This is a genomic window from Mycolicibacterium chengduense (assembly GCF_033741155.1).
Taxonomy (GTDB): Bacteria; Actinomycetota; Actinomycetes; order Mycobacteriales; family Mycobacteriaceae; genus Mycobacterium.
The window spans coordinates 594,116-616,458 of record NZ_JAWQNH010000003.1 but is presented as its reverse complement, the minus strand read 5'-3'; the positions used below and the strand labels follow the sequence as shown (position 1 = coordinate 616,458).

Annotated in this window: 20 protein-coding genes; 10 read left to right on the top strand and 10 right to left on the bottom strand. The window is 68.7% G+C overall.

Translation table 11 applies throughout. The features are described 5' to 3' along the window. Positions 1–94 precede the first annotated feature (94 nt). Positions 95–1,435, top strand: a complete 1,341-nt coding sequence (locus tag SBI67_RS13455; RefSeq protein WP_318981025.1) for an FAD-dependent oxidoreductase — start codon at positions 95–97, stop codon at positions 1,433–1,435. Here the strand turns inward: SBI67_RS13455 and SBI67_RS13450 are convergent. Together SBI67_RS13450 and SBI67_RS13445 are read right to left on the bottom strand one after the other, a co-directional pair. After that, on the bottom strand, positions 1,432–2,634 hold the full coding sequence (locus SBI67_RS13450; RefSeq protein ID WP_318981024.1) for an HNH endonuclease signature motif containing protein: 1,203 nt from the start codon (positions 2,632–2,634) through the stop codon (positions 1,432–1,434). The two genes, SBI67_RS13455 and SBI67_RS13450, sit on opposite strands and share 4 nt — an antisense overlap. 65 nt (positions 2,635–2,699) lie before the next feature. Next, positions 2,700–3,461 carry an alpha/beta hydrolase family protein gene (locus tag SBI67_RS13445; RefSeq protein WP_318981023.1) on the bottom strand — a complete coding sequence of 254 codons (762 nt, stop codon included), beginning with the start codon at positions 3,459–3,461 and terminating at the stop codon, positions 2,700–2,702. 46 nt (positions 3,462–3,507) lie between these two features. Here SBI67_RS13445 and SBI67_RS13440 point away from each other — a divergent pair, with 46 nt between their 5' ends. After that, on the top strand, positions 3,508–4,395 hold the full coding sequence (locus tag SBI67_RS13440) for a mycobacterial-type methylenetetrahydrofolate reductase (protein ID WP_318981022.1): 888 nt from the start codon (positions 3,508–3,510) through the stop codon (positions 4,393–4,395). A gap of 3 nt (positions 4,396–4,398) precedes the next feature. On the opposite strand, the gene SBI67_RS13435 is transcribed toward SBI67_RS13440, so the two are convergent. Then, complete coding sequence (locus SBI67_RS13435) at positions 4,399–4,875, bottom strand: glucose-6-phosphate dehydrogenase (RefSeq protein ID WP_318981021.1); 477 nt, start codon at positions 4,873–4,875, stop codon at positions 4,399–4,401. Positions 4,876–4,962: 87 nt separating this feature from the next. Here SBI67_RS13435 and hrpA point away from each other — a divergent pair, with 87 nt between their 5' ends. Then, complete coding sequence (gene hrpA, locus SBI67_RS13430) at positions 4,963–8,868, top strand: ATP-dependent RNA helicase HrpA (protein WP_318981020.1); 3,906 nt, start codon at positions 4,963–4,965, stop codon at positions 8,866–8,868. Between the two features lie 12 nt (positions 8,869–8,880). On the opposite strand, the gene SBI67_RS13425 is transcribed toward hrpA, so the two are convergent. Beyond that, positions 8,881–9,324: a DUF4383 domain-containing protein gene (locus SBI67_RS13425; protein ID WP_318981019.1), complete on the bottom strand. Its 444-nt coding sequence runs from the start codon at positions 9,322–9,324 to the stop codon at positions 8,881–8,883. Between the two features lie 86 nt (positions 9,325–9,410). Here SBI67_RS13425 and SBI67_RS13420 point away from each other — a divergent pair, with 86 nt between their 5' ends. Beyond that, positions 9,411–10,502 carry an FAD-dependent oxidoreductase gene (locus SBI67_RS13420; RefSeq protein ID WP_318981018.1) on the top strand — a complete coding sequence of 364 codons (1,092 nt, stop codon included), beginning with the start codon at positions 9,411–9,413 and terminating at the stop codon, positions 10,500–10,502. A gap of 3 nt (positions 10,503–10,505) precedes the next feature. Here the strand turns inward: SBI67_RS13420 and SBI67_RS13415 are convergent, their stop codons facing one another. The 6 genes from SBI67_RS13415 to SBI67_RS13390 are packed head-to-tail and all read right to left on the bottom strand — an operon-like array spanning position 10,506 to position 16,838. Beyond that, positions 10,506–11,276, bottom strand: coding sequence for a DeoR/GlpR family DNA-binding transcription regulator (locus SBI67_RS13415; RefSeq protein WP_318981017.1), 771 nt, complete (start codon positions 11,274–11,276; stop codon positions 10,506–10,508). A 4-nt stretch (positions 11,277–11,280) separates the two neighbouring features. Then, on the bottom strand, positions 11,281–12,291 hold the full coding sequence (pdxA, locus tag SBI67_RS13410) for a 4-hydroxythreonine-4-phosphate dehydrogenase PdxA (RefSeq protein WP_318981016.1): 1,011 nt from the start codon (positions 12,289–12,291) through the stop codon (positions 11,281–11,283). Next, positions 12,288–13,397 carry a four-carbon acid sugar kinase family protein gene (locus tag SBI67_RS13405; protein ID WP_318981015.1) on the bottom strand — a complete coding sequence of 370 codons (1,110 nt, stop codon included), beginning with the start codon at positions 13,395–13,397 and terminating at the stop codon, positions 12,288–12,290. Before SBI67_RS13405 ends, pdxA begins: the two co-directional genes overlap by 4 nt. Further along, complete coding sequence (locus SBI67_RS13400) at positions 13,394–14,083, bottom strand: SDR family NAD(P)-dependent oxidoreductase (RefSeq protein ID WP_318981014.1); 690 nt, start codon at positions 14,081–14,083, stop codon at positions 13,394–13,396. Before SBI67_RS13400 ends, SBI67_RS13405 begins: the two co-directional genes overlap by 4 nt. Further along, positions 14,068–15,252, bottom strand: coding sequence for a sialidase family protein (locus SBI67_RS13395; RefSeq protein ID WP_318981013.1), 1,185 nt, complete (start codon positions 15,250–15,252; stop codon positions 14,068–14,070). The genes SBI67_RS13400 and SBI67_RS13395 overlap by 16 nt, the downstream gene beginning before the upstream one ends. Positions 15,253–15,254: 2 nt before the next feature. Next, complete coding sequence (locus SBI67_RS13390) at positions 15,255–16,838, bottom strand: ABC transporter substrate-binding protein (RefSeq protein WP_413232466.1); 1,584 nt, start codon at positions 16,836–16,838, stop codon at positions 15,255–15,257. A 220-nt stretch (positions 16,839–17,058) separates the two neighbouring features. Here SBI67_RS13390 and SBI67_RS13385 point away from each other — a divergent pair, with 220 nt between their 5' ends. From SBI67_RS13385 to SBI67_RS13360, 6 genes are read left to right on the top strand one after another with little or no spacing between them, the layout of a single operon-like run. Beyond that, complete coding sequence (locus SBI67_RS13385) at positions 17,059–17,994, top strand: ABC transporter permease (protein ID WP_318981330.1); 936 nt, start codon at positions 17,059–17,061, stop codon at positions 17,992–17,994. Beyond that, complete coding sequence (locus SBI67_RS13380) at positions 17,991–18,941, top strand: ABC transporter permease (RefSeq protein ID WP_318981012.1); 951 nt, start codon at positions 17,991–17,993, stop codon at positions 18,939–18,941. The genes SBI67_RS13385 and SBI67_RS13380 overlap by 4 nt, the downstream gene beginning before the upstream one ends. Position 18,942: 1 nt before the next feature. After that, positions 18,943–19,755 carry an ABC transporter ATP-binding protein gene (locus SBI67_RS13375; protein WP_318981011.1) on the top strand — a complete coding sequence of 271 codons (813 nt, stop codon included), beginning with the start codon at positions 18,943–18,945 and terminating at the stop codon, positions 19,753–19,755. Further along, positions 19,752–20,579 carry an ATP-binding cassette domain-containing protein gene (locus tag SBI67_RS13370; RefSeq protein ID WP_318981010.1) on the top strand — a complete coding sequence of 276 codons (828 nt, stop codon included), beginning with the start codon at positions 19,752–19,754 and terminating at the stop codon, positions 20,577–20,579. The genes SBI67_RS13375 and SBI67_RS13370 overlap by 4 nt, the downstream gene beginning before the upstream one ends. Then, positions 20,579–21,535 carry an aldo/keto reductase gene (locus tag SBI67_RS13365; protein ID WP_318981009.1) on the top strand — a complete coding sequence of 319 codons (957 nt, stop codon included), beginning with the start codon at positions 20,579–20,581 and terminating at the stop codon, positions 21,533–21,535. The genes SBI67_RS13370 and SBI67_RS13365 overlap by 1 nt, the downstream gene beginning before the upstream one ends. 6 nt (positions 21,536–21,541) lie before the next feature. Beyond that, positions 21,542–22,306 (top strand): HpcH/HpaI aldolase family protein, encoded by a 765-nt coding sequence (locus tag SBI67_RS13360; RefSeq protein WP_318981008.1) that lies wholly within the window; start codon positions 21,542–21,544, stop codon positions 22,304–22,306. Positions 22,307–22,343: the final 37 nt, after the last annotated feature.

The window sequence follows — 22,343 nt, the reverse complement described above, 5'->3', positions numbered from 1 at the left end:
TGAGCGTTGTCGTGTGACACGCATCTCGGAGGTAGGTCTTGCGATGCCGCTGCGGCTAATTAGGCTCGCCTTACTTACTGGAGTGAGGTGCTGAGTGCGTGACATCCGTGTGGCAGTGGTCGGGGCCGGTCCGGCCGGAATCTATGCGTCGGACATCCTGACCGGCGAGCTGCCCGGTGCCCGGGTCGACCTCTTCGACCGGTTGCCGGCGCCGTACGGGTTGGTGCGCTATGGCGTGGCGCCCGACCATCCGCGGATCAAGGAGATCATCAAGGCGCTGCGCCGGGTGCTGTCCCGCAGCGAAATCCGATTCATCGGCAACGTGCACTATGGCACCGACCTGACGCTCGCCGATCTTCGCCGCCATTACGACGCGGTGATCTTCTCCACCGGCGCCCGGGCCGATCGCCCGCTCGACATCCCCGGTATCGACTTGCCGGGTAGTTACGGCGCAGCCGATTTCGTGTCGTGGTACGACGGCCATCCCGACGTTCCGCGCACGTGGCCGCTGGAGGCGGAAAGCGTCGCTGTCCTGGGCGCGGGCAATGTCGCACTGGACATCGCCCGGATGCTGGCCAAGCCCGCCGACGAACAGCTGACCACCGAGATCGCCGGCAACGTGTATCAAGGCCTCGCCCTGAACCGGGCCACCGACGTGCATGTGTTCGCCCGGCGCGGGCCGGCCCAGATCAAGTTCTCGCCCATGGAGTTCCGCGAGCTGTCGCATTCGCCGAGTGTGGACGTGATCGTGCATCCGGAGGGCTTCGAGATCGACGAGGCCAGCCAGAAGGCCATCAACTCCACCAAATCGGTCAAGCTCGTCGTCGACACCATGATGCGCTACATGGACAAGGAACCCACCGGTGCGCCGCGCCGCATCCACCTCCACCTGTGCCAGTCGCCGGTCGCGGTGCTCGGCACCGACCGGGTCGAGGGGCTGCGGACCGAACGTACTGAGTTGATCGGTGACGGAACCGTCCGGGGGACAGGGGAATTCACCGATTGGCCGGTGCAGGCCGTGTACCGCGCCGTCGGGTACCTGTCATCGCATCTGGCCGATTTGCCATTCGATCACCATGCCGGTGTGGTGCCCAATGACGCCGGGCGCGTGCTCGACGCCGACTGGATGGTGGTGGACGCGACGTACGTCACCGGCTGGGTCAAGCGCGGCCCCATCGGATTGATCGGACACACCAAATCCGATGCAGCCGAAACGATCAGCAGCCTGTTGGCCGATCTGCCCGGACTTCGCCCGCCGGAGGTCACCGATCCGGACGCCATCCTGGAACACCTGTCCGGCAACGGTGTCGACTACACCACCTGGGCCGAATGGGAACGCCTGGACGCCCACGAGACGGCGCTCGGCGCGGCACAGGGCCGGGAACGGGTCAAAGTCGTTCCCCGGGAAGACATGATCCGCGCGGGCCGCGGCTAGTTGGCGCTCGTCGGTGGTGGTTGGAAGGGGTGGTACCACCACCATTGGGCGCGTTCACCGGTCGGGCCCTTGTACGGGCCGACGGTAGGTGGCGCGGTGCTGGGTGGTCGGGCTAGTGACCCGCGGTCGATGGGGTCGCCGTCGGTGTCGGTGACGACGAGGCGATCGGCGGGGCCGGTGATGGTGATCTCCCCGCGGTGATGCTGGCGGTGATGCCGCGGGCAGAGCAGCACGAGATTGTCCAGCTCGGTCGGGCCGCCGTCCTCCCAGTGGACGAGGTGATGCGCGTGCAAGCCTCGGGTGGATGCGCAGCCGGGGATGACGCAGTGCCGGTCCCGGTGTTCCAAGGCTTTCCGTAGCCGGCGGCTGATGGTGCGGGTGGACCGTCCGGCCCCGATGGGTCGGCCGTCACGCTGAAACCAGGCCTCGCAGGTCGCATCGCAGAGCAGTTCGCGGCGCTGCTCGTCGGTGAGGATTGGCCCCAGGTGCAGGGCGGCGGGTTGGTCGACCTCGACGTGCACGATGACGGTGCTGTGCTGCCCGTGCGGGCGGGCGGCGACGTCGGTGTCCCAGCCGGCGTGCACCAAGCTCATGAACGCATCGACCCGGGTGGGGAACGGCGTCTGGTCACCGGGATGCTCGGCGATCAGCGCGTCGTGGCGGGACTGCAGCGCGGCGTCGAGTATGGCGGCTTCCAGCCGGGGCAGGGTGATCCGGTAGATGCAGTGCTGGCCGTGTTCGGTTTTGGTGATGTGCGGTGTGGGTTCGGGTTTGGGTGGCGAGTCTGGTTGGGGTGCCAGTTTGATGGCGGTGCGCAGTTGTTCGACGGTGGCCGACAGCGCCAGTTCGGCGTAGTGCGCATCAGACCCGTCGGCGGCGCGTTCGGCGATCACCCCGACCTGATCCAACGACAGCCGGCCCTCGCGTAAACCATCGGCGCAGCGGGGGAACTCGTCGAGGCGGTGCGCGACGGCGGCCATGGTTTCGGCGTTACGCGGTGTGGCCCCAGTTTTCCAGGCGATCAGGGCCGCGATCGAGCGGCAGCCGGTCATCCCGGCCAAGTCGTCGCGCTCGAGTTCGGCGACGATCTCGACCAGCCGCCCGTCGATGGCGTTGCGTTGCCCGCACAACTCACCGATCTCGTCGAACAGCACCGCCACCCGCTCTTTGGGCTCCAAAGATGCTGCGGCGGTGGACATACCTCATTCTCGCAGAGGGGTACGACAAGTACGGTCGGCCAGCGCGTACCCAAGTACGCCGTGTCTCAGCGCGTACCCAAGTACGCGTCGGCCCACGCGCCGATGATCCGCCCCGCCCGGTGCGCCTGCCCCGGCCCGGTCAGCAGATGCTCGGACCCCTCCAGCGACACGAAACTGCGGGGATGCCGAGCGGTGCGGAAGATATCGCTGGCGTTCTTGATCCCGACGGTGTTGTCGGTGGGGGAGTGCAGGATCAGCAGCGGCAGCTTCAGGCCCTTGATCTTGTGGTGCAGCTTCGCCTCCCGGACATCCTCGACGAAGGCGCGTTTGAGGGTCAGCGTCTTACCGCCCACCATCCACTGGCCGCTGCCCTCGGCGAACACCTGCTCCAGGCAGGCGTCGTACTGATGCTCGACGTGTGCCGGATCGATCGGCGCGCCCACCGTCACCACCGCCCGTACACCGGGGCACTCGCGCGCCGCGGCCAGCACCGCCGCGCCACCCCACGAATGGCCGGCCAGGATCTCGGCCGGCGTACCGCGCTCGGCCATGAACTTGCAGGCCTCGATGACGTCGTTGACCTTCACGGTGAACGATCCGTCACCCCAGTCGCCCTCGGAATGACCCAGCCCCAGCGCGTCGAAACGCAGCATGCCGATCCCGTCGGAGGCCAACTGCTTACAGATCCTTGCCGCGGCCGGCGAGTCCTTGCCGAGGGTGAACCCGTGCGAGAACACGCCCCAGCCCCGCGCCGGGCCGTCCGGCAGGTCGATCACGCCGGCCAACATCGGGCCGGTTGCGCTGGGAAATGTCACCCGTTCAGCCATGGGGGAGGTTTACCACGGCCGGGTGCGTGATCCGTAGGGTGTGGGGGTGCCTCTCAACACCATCGCGCTGGAACTGGTGCCGCCGAACGTCGAGCGCGGCCCGCAGTACGCCGTCGACGAGGCCCACAAGGTGCTCGAGCTCGCGGCAGCGACCGGCCTGACCGGCCGGTTCGGCCACATCATGATCCCCGGCATGATCGACGAGGACGACGACCGTCCGGTCGAGATGAAGCCCAAGATGGACGTACTCGAATACTGGACGCTGATCCGGCCGGAGCTGCCGGGCATGCGCGGTCTGTGCACCCAGGTCACCTCGTTCCTGGGGCCCGACGCCCTCGGTCGCCGGCTGACCGATCTCAGCGGCGCGGGATTCGACGGCATCGCCTTCGTCGGCGTGCCGCGGACCATGAAGGACGGCGAAGGCGAGGGCGTGGCCCCCACCGACGCGCTGTCGATGTACGCCGACCTGGTGCCCAACCGCGGCGCCATCCTGATCCCGACCCGCGACGGCGAACAAGGCCGATTCGCCTTCAAGTGCGGACAGGGCGCCACCTACGGCATGACGCAGCTGTTGTACTCCGACGCCATCGTGGGCTTCCTGACCGACTTCGCCAAGACCACCGAGCACCGGCCCGAGATCCTGCTGTCCTTCGGCTTCGTCCCCAAGATGGAGTCCAAGGTCGGGCTGATCACCTGGCTCATCCAGGACCCCGGCAACGCGGCGGTCGCCGCCGAACAGGAATTCGTGTCCCAGCTGGCCGGCGTGGAACCCGCCGAGAAGCGGGTGCTGATGCTCGACCTGTACAAGCGGGTGATCGACGGCGTGGCCGACCTCGGATTCCCGCTCAGCGTGCACTTCGAGGTCGCCTACGGGGCGTCGAAGCCGGCCTTCGAGACCTTCGCGGAGATGCTGGCCTACTGGTCGCCGGCCTGAGCCTCAGGCCGCGAACGCGGGGGTGAGCTGCACCCGCAGTACCGGGTCGGTGCCCAGCCGCTCGCGCAGCGCCTTCTCGAACTGCCAGATGGACGCGAGGTCATGGTCCAGCCGGCAGTCCACCGCCGCCACTGCGCCAGCCGGTGGCGGGCAGTCGGCGATGTGGCCGGCCACCGAGTCGAGCAGGGTGCGCGGCACCGCCAGGTAGTACAGCGGGTGCGGGTGCTCTACCGCGGCGGCGAACACCAGGCCGTGCTCGGTGATCACCAGGTGGGTGGACAGCACCCGGGCCGGCCGCTCGTGCGTCTCCGCTACACCCCATTCCCCGGCAGCCACCCGGCCCTGCAACGCGTGCAGCCGGACATCGTCGGTGAGGAACCGGGTGAAATCGGCCGGACCGATCCGTGGCGACGACCGCGGGTCGCAATCCAGACAGGCGCCCAGCGTGCCGCCAACGTAATCGAACCACCGATCGATCATCTCGACACTCCCATCGGGTCGGTCCCCTCGAGCGTGCACCCGGGCGCAGGCGTGGGTCAACGGGTGCGGGCACCTATCCTTGACCAAATGTCCGGATTGTCTGCCGCGTCCGTGCCCGAGCTGCGCGCACGCCTCGATGGCCTGACGATCAGGGACGCCGCACGGCTGGGCCGGCGGTTGAAGAATCTGCGCTCGGCCCCCGACGAGAAACTGCTGGCGCAGTTCGCCGCCGCCGAAGGCCTGATCGCGACCCGGCTGGCGGCGGTCCCGCAGATCAGCTACCCGGACCTGCCGGTCAGCGGACACCGTGACGAGCTGGCCAAGGCCATCGGCGAGCATCAGGTCGTCGTGGTGGCCGGGGCGACGGGCTCGGGTAAGACCACCCAGCTGCCCAAGATCTGTCTGGAACTCGGCCGCGGCATCCGCGGCACCATCGGGCACACCCAGCCCCGCCGGCTGGCGGCCCGCACCGTGGCCCAGCGCATCGCCGACGAACTGCACGTGCCGCTCGGTGGGGCCGTCGGCTATACGGTGCGCTTCACCGATCAGGCCGATGACTCGACGCTGGTCAAGCTGATGACCGACGGCATCCTGCTCGCCGAGATCCAACGCGACCGCCGGCTGCTGCGGTACGACACGATCATCATCGATGAGGCCCACGAACGCAGCCTCAACATCGACTTCCTGCTCGGCTATCTGCGCGAATTGCTGCCGCGCCGGCCGGATTTGAAGGTTATCGTCACCTCGGCGACGATCGACCCAGGTCGCTTCGCACAGCATTTCGGCGGTGCGCCCATCGTCGAGGTGTCCGGACGGACCTACCCGGTGGAGATTCGGTACCGACCCCTGGAAGTGCCTGTCGGCAAAGATGTTTCGGATGATCCCGACGACCCGGACCACGAGATCGTGCGAACGGAATTGCGTGATCCCACCGAGGCCATCGTGGACGCGGTGCGCGAACTGGCTGCCGAACCGCCCGGTGACGTGCTGGTGTTCCTGTCCGGGGAGCGAGAGATCAGAGACACCGCCGACGCCCTGCGCGGCGTGGTCGGTACCAACACCGAGGTGCTGCCGCTGTACGCCCGGCTGCCCACCGCCGAGCAGCAGAAGGTGTTCACCCCGAGCCGCACCGCCCGCCGGATCGTGTTGGCCACCAACGTCGCCGAGACCTCATTGACGGTGCCAGGGATCCGGTACGTCGTCGACCCCGGCACCGCCCGCATCTCCCGCTACAGCCGGCGCACCAAGGTGCAGCGGCTGCCCATCGAACCGATCTCGCAGGCGTCGGCGGACCAGCGGGCCGGCCGGTCGGGGCGCACCGCGCCCGGCGTGTGTATCCGGTTGTACTCCGAAGAGGATTTCCAGGCTCGCCCGCGCTACACCGACCCGGAGATCCTGCGCACCAACCTGGCCGCGGTCATCCTGCAGATGTCGGCTCTGGGCCTCGGTGAGATCGAACGGTTCCCGTTTCTGGATCCGCCCGATGCGCGCAGCATCCGCGACGGCGTCGGCCTGCTGCAGGAGCTCGGCGCCTTCGACGGCACCGGTGCGTTGACCGACGTCGGGCGCCGGTTGGCGCGGCTGCCGCTGGATCCGCGGATCGGCAGGATGATCCTGGCCGCCGACACCGAGGGCTGTGTCCGCGAGGTACTGGTGCTGGCTGCGGCGCTGTCCATCCCGGACCCCCGTGAGCGCCCCGCCGACCGCGAAGAGGCGGCCAGGCAAAAGCATGCCCGCTTCGCCGACGAGCATTCCGACTTCGTCTCCTACCTGAACCTGTGGAACTACCTACGCGAGCAGCGAAAGGACCGCTCCGGCAGCGCCTTTCGCCGGATGTGCCGTGATGAGTTCTTGCACTACCTGCGGATCAGGGAATGGCAGGACCTGGCCGGACAGTTGCGCAGCATCGCGCGCGATATCGGCATCCAGGAATCCGATCAGCCCGCCGACCCGGCCGTCATCCATGCCGCGCTGGCCGCCGGACTGCTGTCGCATATCGGCCTGCGCGACGAGACCAAGGCGCGCGACTCACGGGACTATCAGGGCGCGCGGAACACGAAGTTCGTGCTGGCGCCGGGATCGGTGCTGACCAAGCGGCCGCCGCGCTGGGTGGTGGTCGCCGATCTGGTGGAGACCAGCCGGTTGTTCGGCCGTACCGCGGCCCGGATCGATCCCGAGACGCTGGAACGCGTCGGCGCGCATCTGGTGCAGCGCACCTACAGCGAACCGCACTGGGATGCCACGCGGGCGGCGGTGATGGCCTACGAACGTGTCACGTTGTACGGGCTGCCACTGATACCGCGCAGGCGGGTGGGATACGCCGCCGTCGATCCGGTGGTGGCGCGCGAGTTGTTCATCCGGCACGCCCTGGTCGACGGCGATTGGCAGACCCGGCACCACTTCTTCCGGGACAACGCCGCGCTGCGCGCCGAACTGGCCGAGATGGAGGAGCGCTCACGCCGTCGCGATCTGCTGGTCACCGACGACGAGATCTACGCACTGTACGACGCCCGGGTACCGGCGACGGCCGTGTCGGGCCGGCATTTCGACGCCTGGTGGAAAAAGCAACGCCACAAGACACCGGACCTGCTCACCTTCACCCGCGACGAGCTGCTCCGGGTCGACGACTCCGCCGACCACCCGGATTCCTGGCGCACCGACGACCTGGAATTGCCGCTGTCCTACCGGTTCCAGCCGGGCGCCGCCGACGACGGCGTCACCGTGCATGTGCCGGTTCAGGTGCTGGCCCGGCTGGGCGGCGACGGATTCGCCTGGCAGGTACCGGCTCTGCGCGAAGAACTGGTCACCGCGCTGATCAAGTCGCTGCCCAAGGAGCTGCGCCGCAATTTCGTGCCGGCTCCCGACACCGCACGCGCCGTGCTGGCCCGGCTGGAGCCGGATGCGGGCTCGGTGCTGGAAGCCGTGCAACGAGAGCTGCGCCGGATCAGCGGCATCCTGGTGCCGATCGACGCCTTCGACCTGACCAAGGTGCCCCCGCACCTGCGGGTGACCTTCGCGGTGGAGGACACCGACGGAACCGAGGTGGCCCGCGGCAAAGACCTTGGCGTGCTTCAGGAAACGCTGGCCGCACCGATCCAGCAGGCCGTCACCGAAGCCGTCGCCGGAGACTGGGAACGCAGCGGTCTGACGGGCTGGCCGAGCGATCTCGCCGAGCTGCCCCGCACGGTAGAGCGGGTCAGCGGTGGGCATTCGGTGCGCGGTTATCCGGCCTTCGTCGACCGCGGAACGTCGGTGGACATCCGGGTGTTCGCGTCGGCCGTCGAGCAGCAGGCCGCGATGGGCCCGGGCATCCGGCGGCTGCTGCGGTTGAGTGTGCCGTCACCGGTGAAGGCGATCGAACGCGGTCTGGACATGCGGACCCGGTTGGCGCTGGGCGCGAATCCGGACGGCTCGTTGCCCGCGCTACTGGACGACTGCACCGATGCGGCGGTCGATGCGGTGGTACGCGCACCGGTGTGGACGGCGACGGACTTCGGTGCGCTGCGGAACCGGGTGGCCGCCGAACTCGGTGCGACCACGCGCGGCATCGTCAGCCGTGCTGAGAAGGTGTTGACGGCCTACCACGAGGTGCAGGTGGCCCTGCCCGAACGCCCCAGCCCCGTGCAGGCAGCGGCGATCGCCGACATCCGTGCTCAGCTGGACCGGTTGCTGCCCAAGGGATTTGTCGCCCATGCCGGCGCAGGTCGGCTGGCCGACCTGATCCGGTATGTCACCGCGATCGGCCGCAGGCTGGAGCGGCTACCGCACGCCCCCGCCGCAGATGCCGAGCGGATGGCCCGGGTGCATGCTGTCGAGGACGCGTATGACGCCGTGGTGCAAGCCCTTTCGCCGACCCGTGCACAGGCCGCCGACGTCCGCGATATCGGCTGGCAGATCGAGGAACTGCGGGTGAGCCTGTGGGCCCAACAACTGGGCACGCCGCGACCGGTGAGCGAACAGCGAATCTACAAGGCGATCGACGCGATCGGCTGAGACCGGTCCTGCTCACCGGCGCAGGTCGGCCAGGCTGGCGCGCAGGCCCCCGTCGCGCCGGATCTGGACGCCGGCCACCGCAGCCATGACCGCGGCGGTGACGAAGTGCACGACGGCGTCGGTGATGTTGTTCGGGAACGTGAACACGTAGGCCACCTGGTGTGAGAACAGCGCCCAGACGCCGGGCAGGCCGCCTGCTACGGCGGCCGCCAGCAGGTAGAGCACCGCCCAGGAATTGCGCAGGCAGAACACCAGCCCGGGCCCGAACAGCGCCAGCCCGGCCACCGCGTGCCAGCCGTTGTAGTCCATGCCGAGGATCTGCACCGTCGGCGCTCCGGGGCCGACGGCGAAGCTGGGTTCGGCGATGAACCCGATGACCGCCTGGACCAGGTGCACGAGGCAGATGACCAGCAGTCCCCACTGTGCGAACGTCCAACCGCGCCGGGTATCGGTCATTACTACCCCCTGTAGTAGATCCGTCCTCCGACGGTACGACGACGAATCCGCCGGGTCAATGGGCCGGCACCGGTTAGCGTGTCGGAGTGCAGCGCGTCGTCATCGCCGGTCTCGGGGATACCGGTGTGTTGACCGCGCTGCGGCTGGCGCGGCGTTTCGAGGTGGTCGGCATCTCGGCCAAACCGGGCCTGCTCAGCGGGCAGGAACTGGGCGTGCGGGTAGCCCGGCCGCAGGAGTGGTCCCGTGACTACTGGACCACCTTCGACCGCTTCCGCGGCCTGGACGGGGTGCGCACGGTGCACGGCACCATCACCGGTCTGGACCCGGCCGCCCGCGTCGTCGACGTGGATACCGGACCGGAACCCTATGACGTCCTGGTCATCTCCACCGGTGTGACGAACGGTTTCTGGCGGCGGCCGGACCGGCAGACCGCCGAGCAGATCGACGCGCAGCTGCTGGCGGTGCACGCCCGGCTTGCGGCGGCACCGACCATCGCGGTGATCGGCGGCGGTGCGGCCGCGGTCAGTGCGGCCGCGAACCTGGCCGCGGCGCTGCCCGACGCGGCGATCGATCTGTACTACCCGCGCGACCATGCGTTGCCGCACCATCACCGGCGGGTGTGGCGCCGGGTCGAGCGCCGGTTGGCCGCGGCCGGGGTGGGGTTGCACGGCGGTCATCGGGCCGTGGTGCCCGGCCATGCCGACGAGATCACCACCGGCCCGGTCGAATTCAGCACCGGACAACCCCCCGTGCACGCCGATGCCGTGCTCTGGGCGGTGGGGCGGGTGCGGCCCAACACCAGCTGGCTGCCCGCCGATGTACTGGACGAGCACGGTTTCGTGCGGGTCACCCGGCAGCTGCAGGTTCCCGGCCACCCGGAGGTCTTCGCGATCGGTGATGTCGCGGCCACCGATCCGCTGCGCGCCTCGGCCCGCAGCCGAGCCGACGCGCTCCTGGCCCGCAATATCGCCGCCTTCGCCGACGGGACACCGTTGCGTGAGTACCGTCCGCCCACCCGGCGCTGGGGTTCGGTGCTCGGCGCCCAACGCGACGGGCTTGAGGTGTTCACGCCCGGCGGTCAGGCCTTCCGATTCCCGGCTTGGGCCGTCCGGAACGTGTTGCAGCCGTTGATCGTCAAGAGGGGGATCTACCGCGGGGTGCGCGCACCCCACGGGTGATCGTCACGGGGCCCGTTGGGTCAGCACACCCGCGGCCCGGAACGGTTCGAGCTGCGCCTCGGTGGCCGACTGGTCGGTGACCAGGATGGCCCCCGGCGGGATCGGGGCCCAAGCGTGGAACTGCCGTTGGCCCAGCTTGGCGGCGTGCGCCAGGATGTAGACCGTGCCGGCCCGCTCGATCATGAGCTCCTTGAGTCGGGTCTGGTCCAGTTCGGCCTCGCAGATGCCCAGCTCGGCATGCACCGAGTCGGCACCGAGAAATGCTCGGTCGAAGGTCAACCGGGCCAACGTGGCCTCGGCCAGCGGGCCGACGAACCCCTGGCTGAGATGGCGCAACGTACCCCCGATGCACTCGACCCGGACATCGTCGGCGTCGGCGAGCTCCTCAAGCGCACTCAGGCCGGCGGTCACCACCGTCAAACCGGGGATATCGCACAGGAATTCACCCATCGCGCCGACCGTGGTACCGGCGTCGAGCAGGATGGTCTCGCCAGGGCGCACCTGTGCGGCGGCCCACTGGGCGATCTGCCGTTTGGCGGCATAGCCCTCCTGGGCGCGCTGCCGGAAGGACGATTCGGGGTGGGGATCCAGCGCGATGGCGCCGCCATAGGTGCGCGCGATCAGCCCCTGCTCGGTGAGCTGACCCAGATCGCGCCGGATGGTGGACGCGGTGACGCCGAACTGCGCGGACAGCTCCTCCACGCTGGCCAGCCCGCTGGACCGGGCAAGCCGCACGATCTCGGCCCGGCGTGCCTGCGACCCCCGTACCGGCAAAACCCTATCCTTTGACAGTCGTTGTGCTGCTTGCCAATTCGGCGGCCTGCCGAAGAGCTTCGACCATACTACCGGCCTCGGCGATACCCTTGCCCGCGATATCGAAAGCCGTGCCGTGATCCACCGAGGTGCGGATCACGGGCAGGCCGACGGTGATGTTGACCCCGGCCTCGATGCCGAGCACCTTCACCGGGCCGTGCCCCTGGTCGTGGTACATGGCCACGATCAGGTCGTAATCACCACGTCCGGCCAGGAAGAACGCGGTGTCGGCGGGCAGCGGACCGTGCACGTCGATACCGTCGGCGACCAGCTTCTCGACGGCGGGGATGATCTTCTCCTCCTCCTCGCCGTATCCGAACAGGCCGTTCTCACCGGCATGCGGGTTGATGCCGCATACCCCGATCTTGGGCTCCGGGTTACCGGCGCGCACCAGTGCGTCGTGGCCCCGGCGCACCGTGCGCTCCACCAGTCCCGGCTCGATCCGCCGGACGGCATCGATCAGGCCGATATGGGTGGTGACGTGGATGACCTTGAGCTTGGGCGTGGACAGCATCATCGACACCTCCTCGGTGCCGGTGAGATGCGCGAGCAGTTCGGTGTGACCGGGAAACACATGACCGGCCGCGTGCAGCGCCTCCTTGTTCAACGGCGCCGTGCAGATCGCCTGGACATCGCCGCTCACCGCCAATTCGCTGGCCACCCGGATGTACTCATAGGCGGCGTGCCCGGCCGCCGCCGACAACTGCCCCCACGGCAGATCGTCGGGCAGCAGGTCCAGATCGATGACATTGATGCGATCCGCAACCTGCCGGGCGTCCGCGACGGTGGCGACGGTCACGATATCGGCCGCGCTGCCCAGCAGGGCGGCCGCCTGCGCCAGCCGCTTCGCATCACCGATGACGACGGGTTTGCAGCGGGCCTGGGTGGCCGGGTCCAGCAGCGCGGGCACGATCACCTCCGGCCCGATACCGGCACCGTCGCCCATGGTCACGGCGACAACGGGAAGTCCTGTCATGAGTTGTCCTTCAATTGAGGGTGGACATGCTGGGAACTGGTCAGATAGTCGGCGATGGCGACCAGACTGTCGCCGTCGCCGAAACTGCCAGGACGGGTGGCGACGCTGCGCCCGTCGGATGCGACCGACACCACCGCACCGTGGTGCACCTGGTGGATGGGCCGCAGATCGGTGAGACCGAGGGCATCGACGACCGCGCGGGCTGTCTCCCCGCCGGTGAGGATGAGGTCGGGCCGGTGACCGGTGCGGGCAGTGAGGGCGGTGGCCACCAATCGTCCGATGACACAGGACAATTCGCGCGCGGCTTCGAGCCGGATCGGGCCGTCGACGGTGACCACCGCCGGTCCTGCCGCGAGCGCGCGGCCGATGTCGGCGGGATCGACGGTGTCGCGGAGCAGCGCATCGGCGGCCAGCGGCACGTGCTGCACGCCCGTGTCGACAAGTCGGCCGACCTGTTCGGCTGCGTGCGGATGCGCCGTGCCCACCACGGCGAGCAGGCCTGCCGAGGGCCGCCGGTACACGTCGGCGGCTGCCTGCGCCGGAAGGCTGCGCGCCAATGCGGCGGCCAGCGCCGATGTGCCGACCAGCTGAGTGCGCGGTGTGACGGAGCCGATGATGGCGTCGAGGTCGGCGTCGCTGGTGGCGTCGCGGACGGTGACATTGGGCCCGACCAGCTCGGCCAGCGAATGCGGCGGCGCATCGGCTTCGGCGGCCCACGCGTCGGTGCGGTGCAACGGCACCCCGTCGACGTGCAACACCCCACCGATGACGCTGCGCCGCAGCGCTGGCAGTGCGGCCGCGACCAGCACCGGGCCGCGCTCGGCCAGCACCTCGACCTCGTCGCGGACATTGCCGCGCAGCAACGAGTCGATCTTCTTGACCACCAGCACATCCGGAGCCAATCGGGCCAGCGCCTCCCGATGCCTCCGCCGGGCGTCCTTGGCGGTCATGGTGCGGGTGTTGAGGTCGAACACCGTAACCCCGGTGACCGCGACGGCGCCGGCCGTGAGGCACAGGCTGACCGGGATGCCGCGGTCCAGGAAGGCCGCGGCGGATTCGGCCGCCCCGGAGAGGTCGTCGGCCAGCACGGCGACGGTGCCGGTCACAACGACGACCCTGCACACTGCACGATGGTTTGGCCGGTGATGCTGCGGGCGTCCGGGCCGAGTAGGAACGCGACCAGCCCGGCCACCTCGGCCGGATCGATGAACCGGCCCAATGGTGGGAGTTTGGGCGGGGTATGTGCGCGCGCCGGATCGGCCAGCATCGGCGTGTCGGTGGGACCCGGGGCGACGACGTTGACGGTGATGCCGCGGCCGGCGAGTTCGGCCGCCCAGGATCGTGCCATCCCCGTCAACGCGGCTTTGGTTGCGGCGTACTGACTTTTGCCGGGGTTGCCGGTCATCGTGCGGCTGCCGATCAGGACCAGCCGGGCACCGTCGGGTAACCTGGGTGCGAGCGCGTCGATCAGCGCTTCGGCTGCGCCGACGTGGATGCGCCACATCCGCTGCCCATGGTCGGAATCCAGCGCACCAAGCGGCGCCGAGTATTGCAACCCCGCCGCGTGGACGACGGCGTCGACCGCGCCGATGCCGCGGGCCCAGTCGCGCAGCCCGTCCAGATCGGCGAGATCCATTGTCGCCGAATCGAAAGCGGGGTCTCGGAGATCCGGCACCCGACGGCTCAGCCCGATGACGTGCCAGCCGCCGTCGAGCAGGCGGCGTGCCACGGCGGCACCGATGCCGGAACTGGCGCCGGTGACCACCGCCGTGCCGGTCATGTCGGGATCCATGCCGGGCTCACCTCGACATACTCGATGGCCTGCCGGAACCGGGTGAACGCGATGTGCAGGGTGTCGCCGGCGGTGGTGATGCTCGGGTAGGAGTACTCCCGGTTCAGGCCGTCCCGGGAATTGTTGGACAGGCAGTAGCCGTCCCCGACTTCGAGGTCGCGGCGCACCGGCCAGGTCAGTCCACCATCTTCGGACAGTGCCAGCGTCATCGGGGCGCGGGGTGCGCCCCAGAACGCCGTCCGGGTGCCGTCGTCGACCGGTAGCCGGGTCGCTGGCGCAGGCTCTTCGGCGGCCAATCCGTCGTCGTCGATCTCGTCGTAGAGCGAGGTGCGCCGCGCGGTGGCGTCGGCCGCGCTGGATTCGTTGTACACCAGGGCCAACCGGTCATCGGGAAGCACGACGAACTGGATGGACGAATTGTTGTTCGGAAGGTCCGTGGGCTGCGGTGCCGACCACGTCTGGCCGTCGTCGGTGGAGACGCTGCGGTAGACGAAATCCGCCCAGCGGCTGCGATACAGCGCGACCAGCGTGCCGTCGGAGCGTCGCCCGATGTTCATGTGCACCGCTCCGGTGCTGTCGGGCACCACCACCTCGCGCCAGGTGCCGCCGTCGTCATCAGAGATCATCACGCCGCTGTAGTCGCGGTCCCCCACCCAGCGCTGTCCCGGGACGCGCACGCAGTGAAAGATCGGCAGCAGCAGCCGTCCGCCGGGAAGCCGGATCAGCGGTTGGCGGACGAATACCCCGCCCTCCTCGGTCTCGGGCAGCAACACGTGCGGTTCGCCCCAGCTGTGCCCGCCGTCGGAGGAGATACGGCGCAGCACCCGAGCGGTGTCCTGGTTACCGGCATGCTGTGAGGTCCACAACAGCCAGACCTGGTTCGAATCATGCACGTACAGAATCGGATTCTGCTCTGAGCGGGTCGGGTCATCAGACAGTGCGACGGGTGGTGACCACACCCCGTCGTCGAGCCGGGAGAACCACACCCCGATATCCGAGACCCCCTCCTGCGTGCCGGCGAACCATACGCACCCCAGCGCACCGTCGGGCAGCACCGCGAGGTTGGCGGCATGGTTCTGCACCCGTGGCGCTGGTAGCAGAGCGTCGCGGCGGCCAGGCTCGAGGGTCGTGCGGACGATCCCGTCGGTGTGCAGCGATGCGGTGCTCACGGTCAGTTGCCCTTCAGTGACACGGTGGCCAGGTTGTAGGAGTTGGTGGGCCGCATGGCGATTCCGTCGATGCGCGTCCGTCTGCCCAGCACTGCCTTCGGCACGAACGACCACAACATCGGGCACGTCGCCCAGATGGCGTGCTGCGCCGTGGCCAGCAGGTCGGCGCGGCGCTTGGCATCGGGTTCCTCCGAAGCCCTGGTGATTTGGGCAGTGATATCGGGAAACAGGTAGCCGTGGTAGGTGTCGCGGGTCTTCTCCTTCTCCGCGGTGCCCGCGTACATGCCCTGCATGATGGTCAGGGCCAATCCGGTCGGGCTGGGGAAGCCGTTGCCAAGGACGTCCCAGTCGCCGGCGCGGCCCTGCCGCCACTGGGCGATATCGCCACCGGGCTCGAACTGGCGCAGGGTGGCGCGCACCCCGACGGCCGACAGCATCTGCACCACTGATTCCATGATATCGGTATCGGCGGCGAATTCGCCGCTCTCCCAGATGATCTTGAGGGACAGATCGCGCAGGCCGAGTACGTCGAGCTCGTGCCGGGCTCGGTCCGGATCGTAGGTGTACTCGCCGGTCTCGACGGCGCCGTCCAGGCTCAGCGGGATGACGCCCTTGGAGGCGGTGGCCGACTTCTGCAGCACGTTGTCGATCAGTGACGTGCCGTCGATGGCGTAGGTGAGCGCGCGGCGCACCCGGGCGTCGGCGGTGGGCGCGCCGGCCGGCTTGCGGAAGTTGTAGAAGAGCTGATTGAGCCGCACCCCGTCGGCGTAATCCACAGCGACACCGGATAATCCGGCCAGCTGATCGGTGGAGTCCGGCGTGATGGAGTCGATCACGTCCACCTCGCCACTGCGGAGTGCCACTACGCGGCTGGATTCGTCCGGTATGAACCGCACCCGGACCGACTCGATCGACGGGCGCGGTCCCCAATAGTTGACGTTGCGTTCCAGGCTGTAGTTGCCCAGCCCGCGGTCGGCGGCGGTGACGATGAACGGCCCGGTGCCAACGCCGCCCTGCAGATCCTCGGGCCGGTTGGCTGCGGCCGGCGTGACGAGAATGTTGGACATCAGGTAGTCGAGCACCGGCACCGGGCGCTGGGTGTTCAAGGTGAAGCTGGTGGCGTCGATCTTCGTGAGCGTCGGCCATTCCGGGAAGAAGCCGCCGACGAACCCGCCGTGCACCTGGCTGTACATCTGCAGGGCGGTGGCGACGTCTTCGACCTGGACCGGCGATCCGTCGGAGTAGCGGATGCCGCGGCGCAGCCGGACGAACCACTGGGTGGGCGAGTTGAGCCGGAACTCCTCGGCGAGCACCAGCCGCGGGCGCAGGTTCTCGTCGATCTCGGTGAGCGCCTGGCGCACGGCGCGCTGCACGGTCAGCGCGGCATCGTATTGCAGCAGCTTGTTGTCCAGGGTGGTCATGGACCGGTTCATGGCGAGACTGATCGTGGTGGGGCCCGGCCGGCCGGTGGGCGTGGCGCACCCGGCCGCGGCCGATCCGAGAGCCAGGCCGGCACCCAGCAACACCCCGGACCGGAGCAGGTTGCGGCGCGAAAACTGCCGTTGGAGAACGGGTTTGGTCATCATCGACCCTCCGGGCGAGACTCTGTTGTGACGGCTGACACAACCGAACTGTACGCCCTATTGCGCACAACGCGCAATCTATCGCGCATACTTGCGCAAATCACGCAGGCGTGACATTGTGAGCTGAGTAACAGCACCTCCTCGTTCGACGAAGGACGTCTCGATGACCCAACAGCTCGACGCACCGGCCCGCCGGCCCGCGCGCCGCTGGTTCACCGCCGCCATGCCGAGATACATCATCCGGCGGCTGGGGCAGAGCTTGCTCACCGTATTCCTCACCCTCACCACGGTGTTCGTCCTGATCCGGTTGGCACCGGGGGACCCGGCCGACGCCATCGCCGGGCCGCTGGCCACCACCGAAGACCTGGCTCGCATCCGCACCGACCTGGGACTCGACGAGTCGCTGTTCATCCAGTACCTGCGCTACCTGCAGGGCTTGCTGCACCTGGACCTGGGCACGTCGTACTCGTTCCAGGCCCCCGCCCTGGACGTCGTGCTCGGCCGGCTGCCGTACACGATCACGCTGTCGGTCGCCGCGATCCTGCTGACCACGGTGGTGGCCGTGCCCTTGGGGGTGTGGATGGCCCGGCGTGCCGACACCCGTCGCGAACTGGCCGCCAACGCCGTCACCATCACCGGGCAGTCCATGCCGGATTTCTGGACCGGGCTGATGCTCATCACGCTGTTCGCCGTGCTGGTCCCGGTCTTCCCGGCCGCCGGTTTCACCACCTGGTCCAGCCTGGTGCTGCCGACGGTCACCATCGCGGTGCTGCAGGTGGCACTGATCTCGCGGATGGTGCGCCGTGAGATGGTCGGCGCCTTCAACTCGCCGTACATCATCGTGGGCCGGGCCCGCGGCGTGACCGAGCGGGAGCTCATCTGGCGGTATGCCATGCGCAACTCGGCCATCCCGGTGCTCACCGCGCTCGGCACCAGGTTTGCGTCGATGCTCAACGGTGTCGTCGTGGTGGAGGTGGTGTTCGCCTGGCCCGGTGTCGGCTCGCTGGTGGTCCGCGCACTGGAAACCAGGGACTATCCGCTGATCCAGGCCACCGTCCTGGTGACCGCCGTGCTGGCGGTGCTGGTCCAGTTGGTGGTCGACCTCTGCTATCCGGTGCTCGATCCGCGAGTGCGACTCGGGAAGGGAACCGCCAAATGACCGCACCGTCGACCACCGTCTACCCGACACCCACGCAGGAGCGTCCGTCGGCGGTCACCGCGCGCGATATCGCCCGCGCCGGTGCGACGCGCCGCGCCAGGGACAGCCGGGTCAAGATCTGGATCGGCAGTATCGCCGCGCTGATCGTGATCCTGCCGGTCGCGTTCGCCCGCGTCCTGCCCGTGCCCTCGCCGGATGCCACCGACCTCGCCGCCCGCCGACTGCCGCCGCTGACCGGCGGCCATCTGTTCGGCACCGATCAGCTGGGCCGCGACCTGTTGGCCCGTGTGCTCTACGGCGGACAGGTCTCGCTGGCGATCGGCATCCTCGCTGTCGTGGTCTCCGGCGTCATCGGCTTGACGCTCGGCGCCGTCGCCGGTTACCGCGGCGGCTGGATCGACACCGTGGTCAGCCGCCTGCTGGAAGCTCAACTGTCGCTGCCGCTGTTGATGATGCTGTTGCTGGTGGTGGCGCTGTTCGGGCCGTCGATCCCGGTTATCACCTTTGTCATCGCCATTGCGCAGTGGCCTGAAATAGCCCGCCTGACAAGATCATTGACGTTGGTCGAGCGCGAGAAACCCTATGTGGCGGCGGCTCACGTGCTGGGCCTGGGCCGCACCGCGATCCTGCTGCGCCACATCATCCCGAACATCATCAAGCAGGTCTCCCTGGTGGTACTGCTGCTGCTCGCCCAGGCGGTGCTGCTGGAGAGTGCGCTGAGCTACCTCGGGGCCGGCCCGCAGCGCCCGTTCGCCACCTGGGGACGCATCATCTCCGACGGCCAGGACTACGTCACCACCTCGTGGTGGCTGGTCACCCTGCCCGGGTTGGCGATCGCGTTGTTGGTGGTGGGGGTCAATCTGCTCGGCGACGGCCTGCGGGATCACGCGGGCTTCACCAAAACCGGTCTGCTGAGCCGGTTCTCGCTCCGGAAGAAGGCGGTCTGAGATGGCGAAACTGCTGTGCGTCGAGGAACTGCAGATCGAGCTGATCACCGCGGCGGGTGTGATCCGCGCGGTCGACGGCGTGTCGTTCGATATCGAGGCCGGTGAAACCGTCACGATCATCGGCGAATCCGGCTCCGGGAAGTCCACCACTGCGATGGGCATCCTTGGGCTGCTGCCTGCCGACCTGGCGGTGTTGTCCGGATCGGCGACCTTCGGGGACCGGCCGATCCTCGGCGACGATCGGGAGCTGTGCGCCGTGCGCGGTCGGCATATCGCCCTGATTCCGCAGGATCCGATGACGGCGCTGAGCCCCGTGCACACCATCGGCGCACAGCTGCGCGACGCCATCCGGCACAGCGGTGTCAGGGGGCGGGCGCGGCAGCGGGACCGGGCGGTGGAATTGCTCGAACAGGTGAAGATTCCGCGGCCGGCCGAACAACTCGCCAAGTACCCCCATCAGCTGTCGGGCGGTCAGCTGCAGCGGGTCCTGATCGCCGCCGCGCTGGCCGCCGGACCAGAGCTGATCGTCGCCGACGAACCCACCAGCGCGCTCGATGTCACCGTTCAGGCCAGCATCCTGGACCTGTTGCTGGAACTGCAGCAGCGCACGGGTATCGGCATGCTGCTGATCACCCACGACCTCGGTGTCGCGCGGTTGATGTCCGACCGCATCTTCGTGATGCGCAACGGAAGATTCGTCGAAGGTGGACCCGCCGAGGAGCTGCTGCGCGCACCCCGGACCGAGTACACCCAGCGGCTGCTGGCCGCGGTGCCGCGGCTCGACGGCGCCGCCACGATCGGAGTTCCGGCATGAGCGAGCTGCTGACGGTGACCGACCTCGTCGTCGATTACCCGGCCGGCAATGGCGTGTTCCGTGCGCTGGACGGCGTCAGCTTCTCGGTGCAGCGCGGCACCACCTTGGCCGTCGTCGGTGAATCGGGCTGCGGGAAATCGACTTTGGCGAAGGCGATCGTCCGCCTGCTCACCCCGACATCGGGCCGGATCGTGTTCGACGGTACCGATATCGCCGCCCTGTCCGAGCGTGCCTTGCGGCCGCTGCGGTCGCGCATCCAGATGGTGTTCCAGGACCCCTACGGATCGCTGGACCCGCACCTGGATGCCGTCGACATCGTCGCCGAACCGCTCCGCCTGCAGGGCATCAGCAGCCGGGCCGCGCGCCGGCAGCGGGCAGCCGAACTGATCGACCGGGTGGGGCTGCCGACGACGGCGCTGCACCGCAAGCCCGCCGAGTTCTCCGGCGGACAGCGGCAACGCATCGGGATCGCCCGCGCGCTGGCCAGCGGACCCGACCTGCTGGTCTGCGACGAGGCGACCAGTGCGCTGGACGTATCGGTTCAGGCACAAGTGCTCGACCTGCTGCGGGAGATCAAACGCGACACCGGCCTGACCTACCTGTTCATCACCCACAATCTCGGCGTGGTGCGCGAGATCAGTGACAACATCATCGTGATGCGGGGTGGCGCCATCGTCGAGCACGGCGCCAGTGCCGAGGTGCTCGCACATCCCCAGCAGGCCTACACCCGCGCGCTGCGGGCGGCAGCGCTGGACCCGACCACCATGGTCGGCGTCAAACCACGAAACGTTCTGCGTATCAACGAGGAACAGGGAGTCGCATAGTGTCCGACCTGCAGTTGTCCCCGCTCGTCCTGGGCACCATGACCTTCGGCGACACCGTCGATGTCGTGGATGCCCAACGGATGTTCGACACGGCGTTGGACGCGGGCATCACCCATGTCGACACCGCCAACGGCTACGCGGGCGGCGAGACGGAGCGGATCCTGTCCGGACTGCTCAAGGAGCGGCGGGACCGGGTCACCCTGGCCACAAAGGCCGGGATGCCGCACCCGGATGCGGACGGACACGCACCGCTGTCGGCCGCCGGGTTGCGTGCCAGTGTCGAGGGCAGCCTGTCCCGGCTGGGCACCGACCACGTCGAACTGTTCTACCTGCACCAGCCCGACCGCGCTACCCCCCTTGCCGAAACCCTTTCCACCGTCGCCGAATTGGTGAAGGAGGGCAAGATCGGCGCGCTGGGGGTATCCAACTACGCGGCATGGCAGATCGGCGAGATCAACCACCTCGCCGACGAGGTGGGAGCGCCGCGACCACTGGTCGCCCAACAGCTCTACAACCTGCTGGCGCGCCGGATCGAGGACGAGTACGCCGAGTTCGCCGCGGTCACCGGTCTGATCACCATGGTGTACAACCCACTCGGAGGTGGGCTGCTGACCGGACGGCACACCTTCGATGCCGACCCCGCCGACGGCCGGTTCGGGACGTCGCGGCTGGCCCAGATGTACAAGCAACGCTACTGGAACACCGCGATTTTCGAGGCGATCGAGGCGCTGTCGGCGATCGCCGAGAAGGCCGGTGTGCCGCTGACCGAATTGGCGCTGCGCTGGCTGCTGTCCAAGCCTGCTACCGGGCCGATTCTGCTCGGTGGATCCAAAGTCGAACACCTGCAAGCCAATATCGCGGTGTTGGCAAAGGGGCCACTGCCCGTCGATGTGGTAGAAGCCTGTGATGACGTGGGCGCGGCATTGCGCGGCCCGATGCCCAACTACAACCGATAGGTCGACATGAGCGCACACGAATTCGCCGCCCGGTTACGTCGCCGGGAACGCATCCTGGGCTACTGGTCGGTGCTGGACTGTCCCGTCGCCCACGAGTGGCTGGCGCACGTCGGCTGGGACTACTTGGCCCTGGATCTGCAGCACGGGTTGATCGGCTACTCCGGCATGCTGGCCGGCCTGACGGCCATCGACGCCGCAGGCGGCCCGGTGGGGTTGGTCCGCGTCGAGGCCAACGATCCGACCCCGATAGGGCGGGCGCTGGATGCCGGGGCAGCCGGCGTCATCGTCCCGCTGATCAACACCGCCGCCGAGGCCGCCGCCGCCGTGGCCGCGGCGACATACCCGCCCAACGGAATCCGCTCCTACGGTCCGATGCGCTCCCAACTGCGGATCGGGCCACTGCCAGCCGACGCCGACCGGGACACCGTCGTGCTGGCGATGATCGAGACGCCGCGTGGTCTGGCCGAGGTGGCCGAGATCTGCGCGGTGCCCGGCCTGGACGGCGTCTACGTCGGCCCGTCGGACCTGCGGCTGGCCGTCGGTGGGGCGCATTCCAACGACCCCGCCGTCGCCGACGAGTTCGAGGCGGCGCTGCAGCGGGTACGGGAGGCTGCCGCGGCGGCCGGGATCGCGGCGGGCATCCACACCCCCGACGGGGTGAGCGCGGCCCGGCGGCTGGCGGAAGGATTCACCTTCGCTTCGGTCGCCTCGGACGTCACCCACCTGAAGGCGGTCTCGGCCGGGCATCTCAAGGACGCGCTGGGCGGGTAGCCCCCGTCTGGAGTACGGCACGCGCGCCACTGACCGC

Excerpts from the sequence above, each read along its gene's own strand:
- SBI67_RS13400 (WP_318981014.1), bottom strand. The coding sequence starts at position 14,083 with ATGGATCCCGACATGACCGGCACGGCGGTGGTCACCGGCGCCAGTTCC.
- hrpA (WP_318981020.1), top strand. The coding sequence starts at position 4,963 with ATGTCCGGATTGTCTGCCGCGTCCGTGCCCGAGCTGCGCGCACGCCTC.
- SBI67_RS13380 (WP_318981012.1), top strand. The coding sequence starts at position 17,991 with ATGACCGCACCGTCGACCACCGTCTACCCGACACCCACGCAGGAGCGT.
- SBI67_RS13390 (WP_413232466.1), bottom strand. The coding sequence starts at position 16,838 with ATGATGACCAAACCCGTTCTCCAACGGCAGTTTTCGCGCCGCAACCTG.
- SBI67_RS13425 (WP_318981019.1), bottom strand. The coding sequence starts at position 9,324 with ATGACCGATACCCGGCGCGGTTGGACGTTCGCACAGTGGGGACTGCTG.
- SBI67_RS13360 (WP_318981008.1), top strand. The coding sequence starts at position 21,542 with ATGAGCGCACACGAATTCGCCGCCCGGTTACGTCGCCGGGAACGCATC.
- SBI67_RS13375 (WP_318981011.1), top strand. The coding sequence starts at position 18,943 with ATGGCGAAACTGCTGTGCGTCGAGGAACTGCAGATCGAGCTGATCACC.
- SBI67_RS13370 (WP_318981010.1), top strand. The coding sequence starts at position 19,752 with ATGAGCGAGCTGCTGACGGTGACCGACCTCGTCGTCGATTACCCGGCC.
- SBI67_RS13435 (WP_318981021.1), bottom strand. The coding sequence starts at position 4,875 with ATGATCGATCGGTGGTTCGATTACGTTGGCGGCACGCTGGGCGCCTGT.
- SBI67_RS13445 (WP_318981023.1), bottom strand. The coding sequence starts at position 3,461 with ATGGCTGAACGGGTGACATTTCCCAGCGCAACCGGCCCGATGTTGGCC.
- SBI67_RS13385 (WP_318981330.1), top strand. The coding sequence starts at position 17,059 with ATGCCGAGATACATCATCCGGCGGCTGGGGCAGAGCTTGCTCACCGTA.
- pdxA (WP_318981016.1), bottom strand. The coding sequence starts at position 12,291 with ATGACAGGACTTCCCGTTGTCGCCGTGACCATGGGCGACGGTGCCGGT.
- SBI67_RS13450 (WP_318981024.1), bottom strand. The coding sequence starts at position 2,634 with ATGTCCACCGCCGCAGCATCTTTGGAGCCCAAAGAGCGGGTGGCGGTG.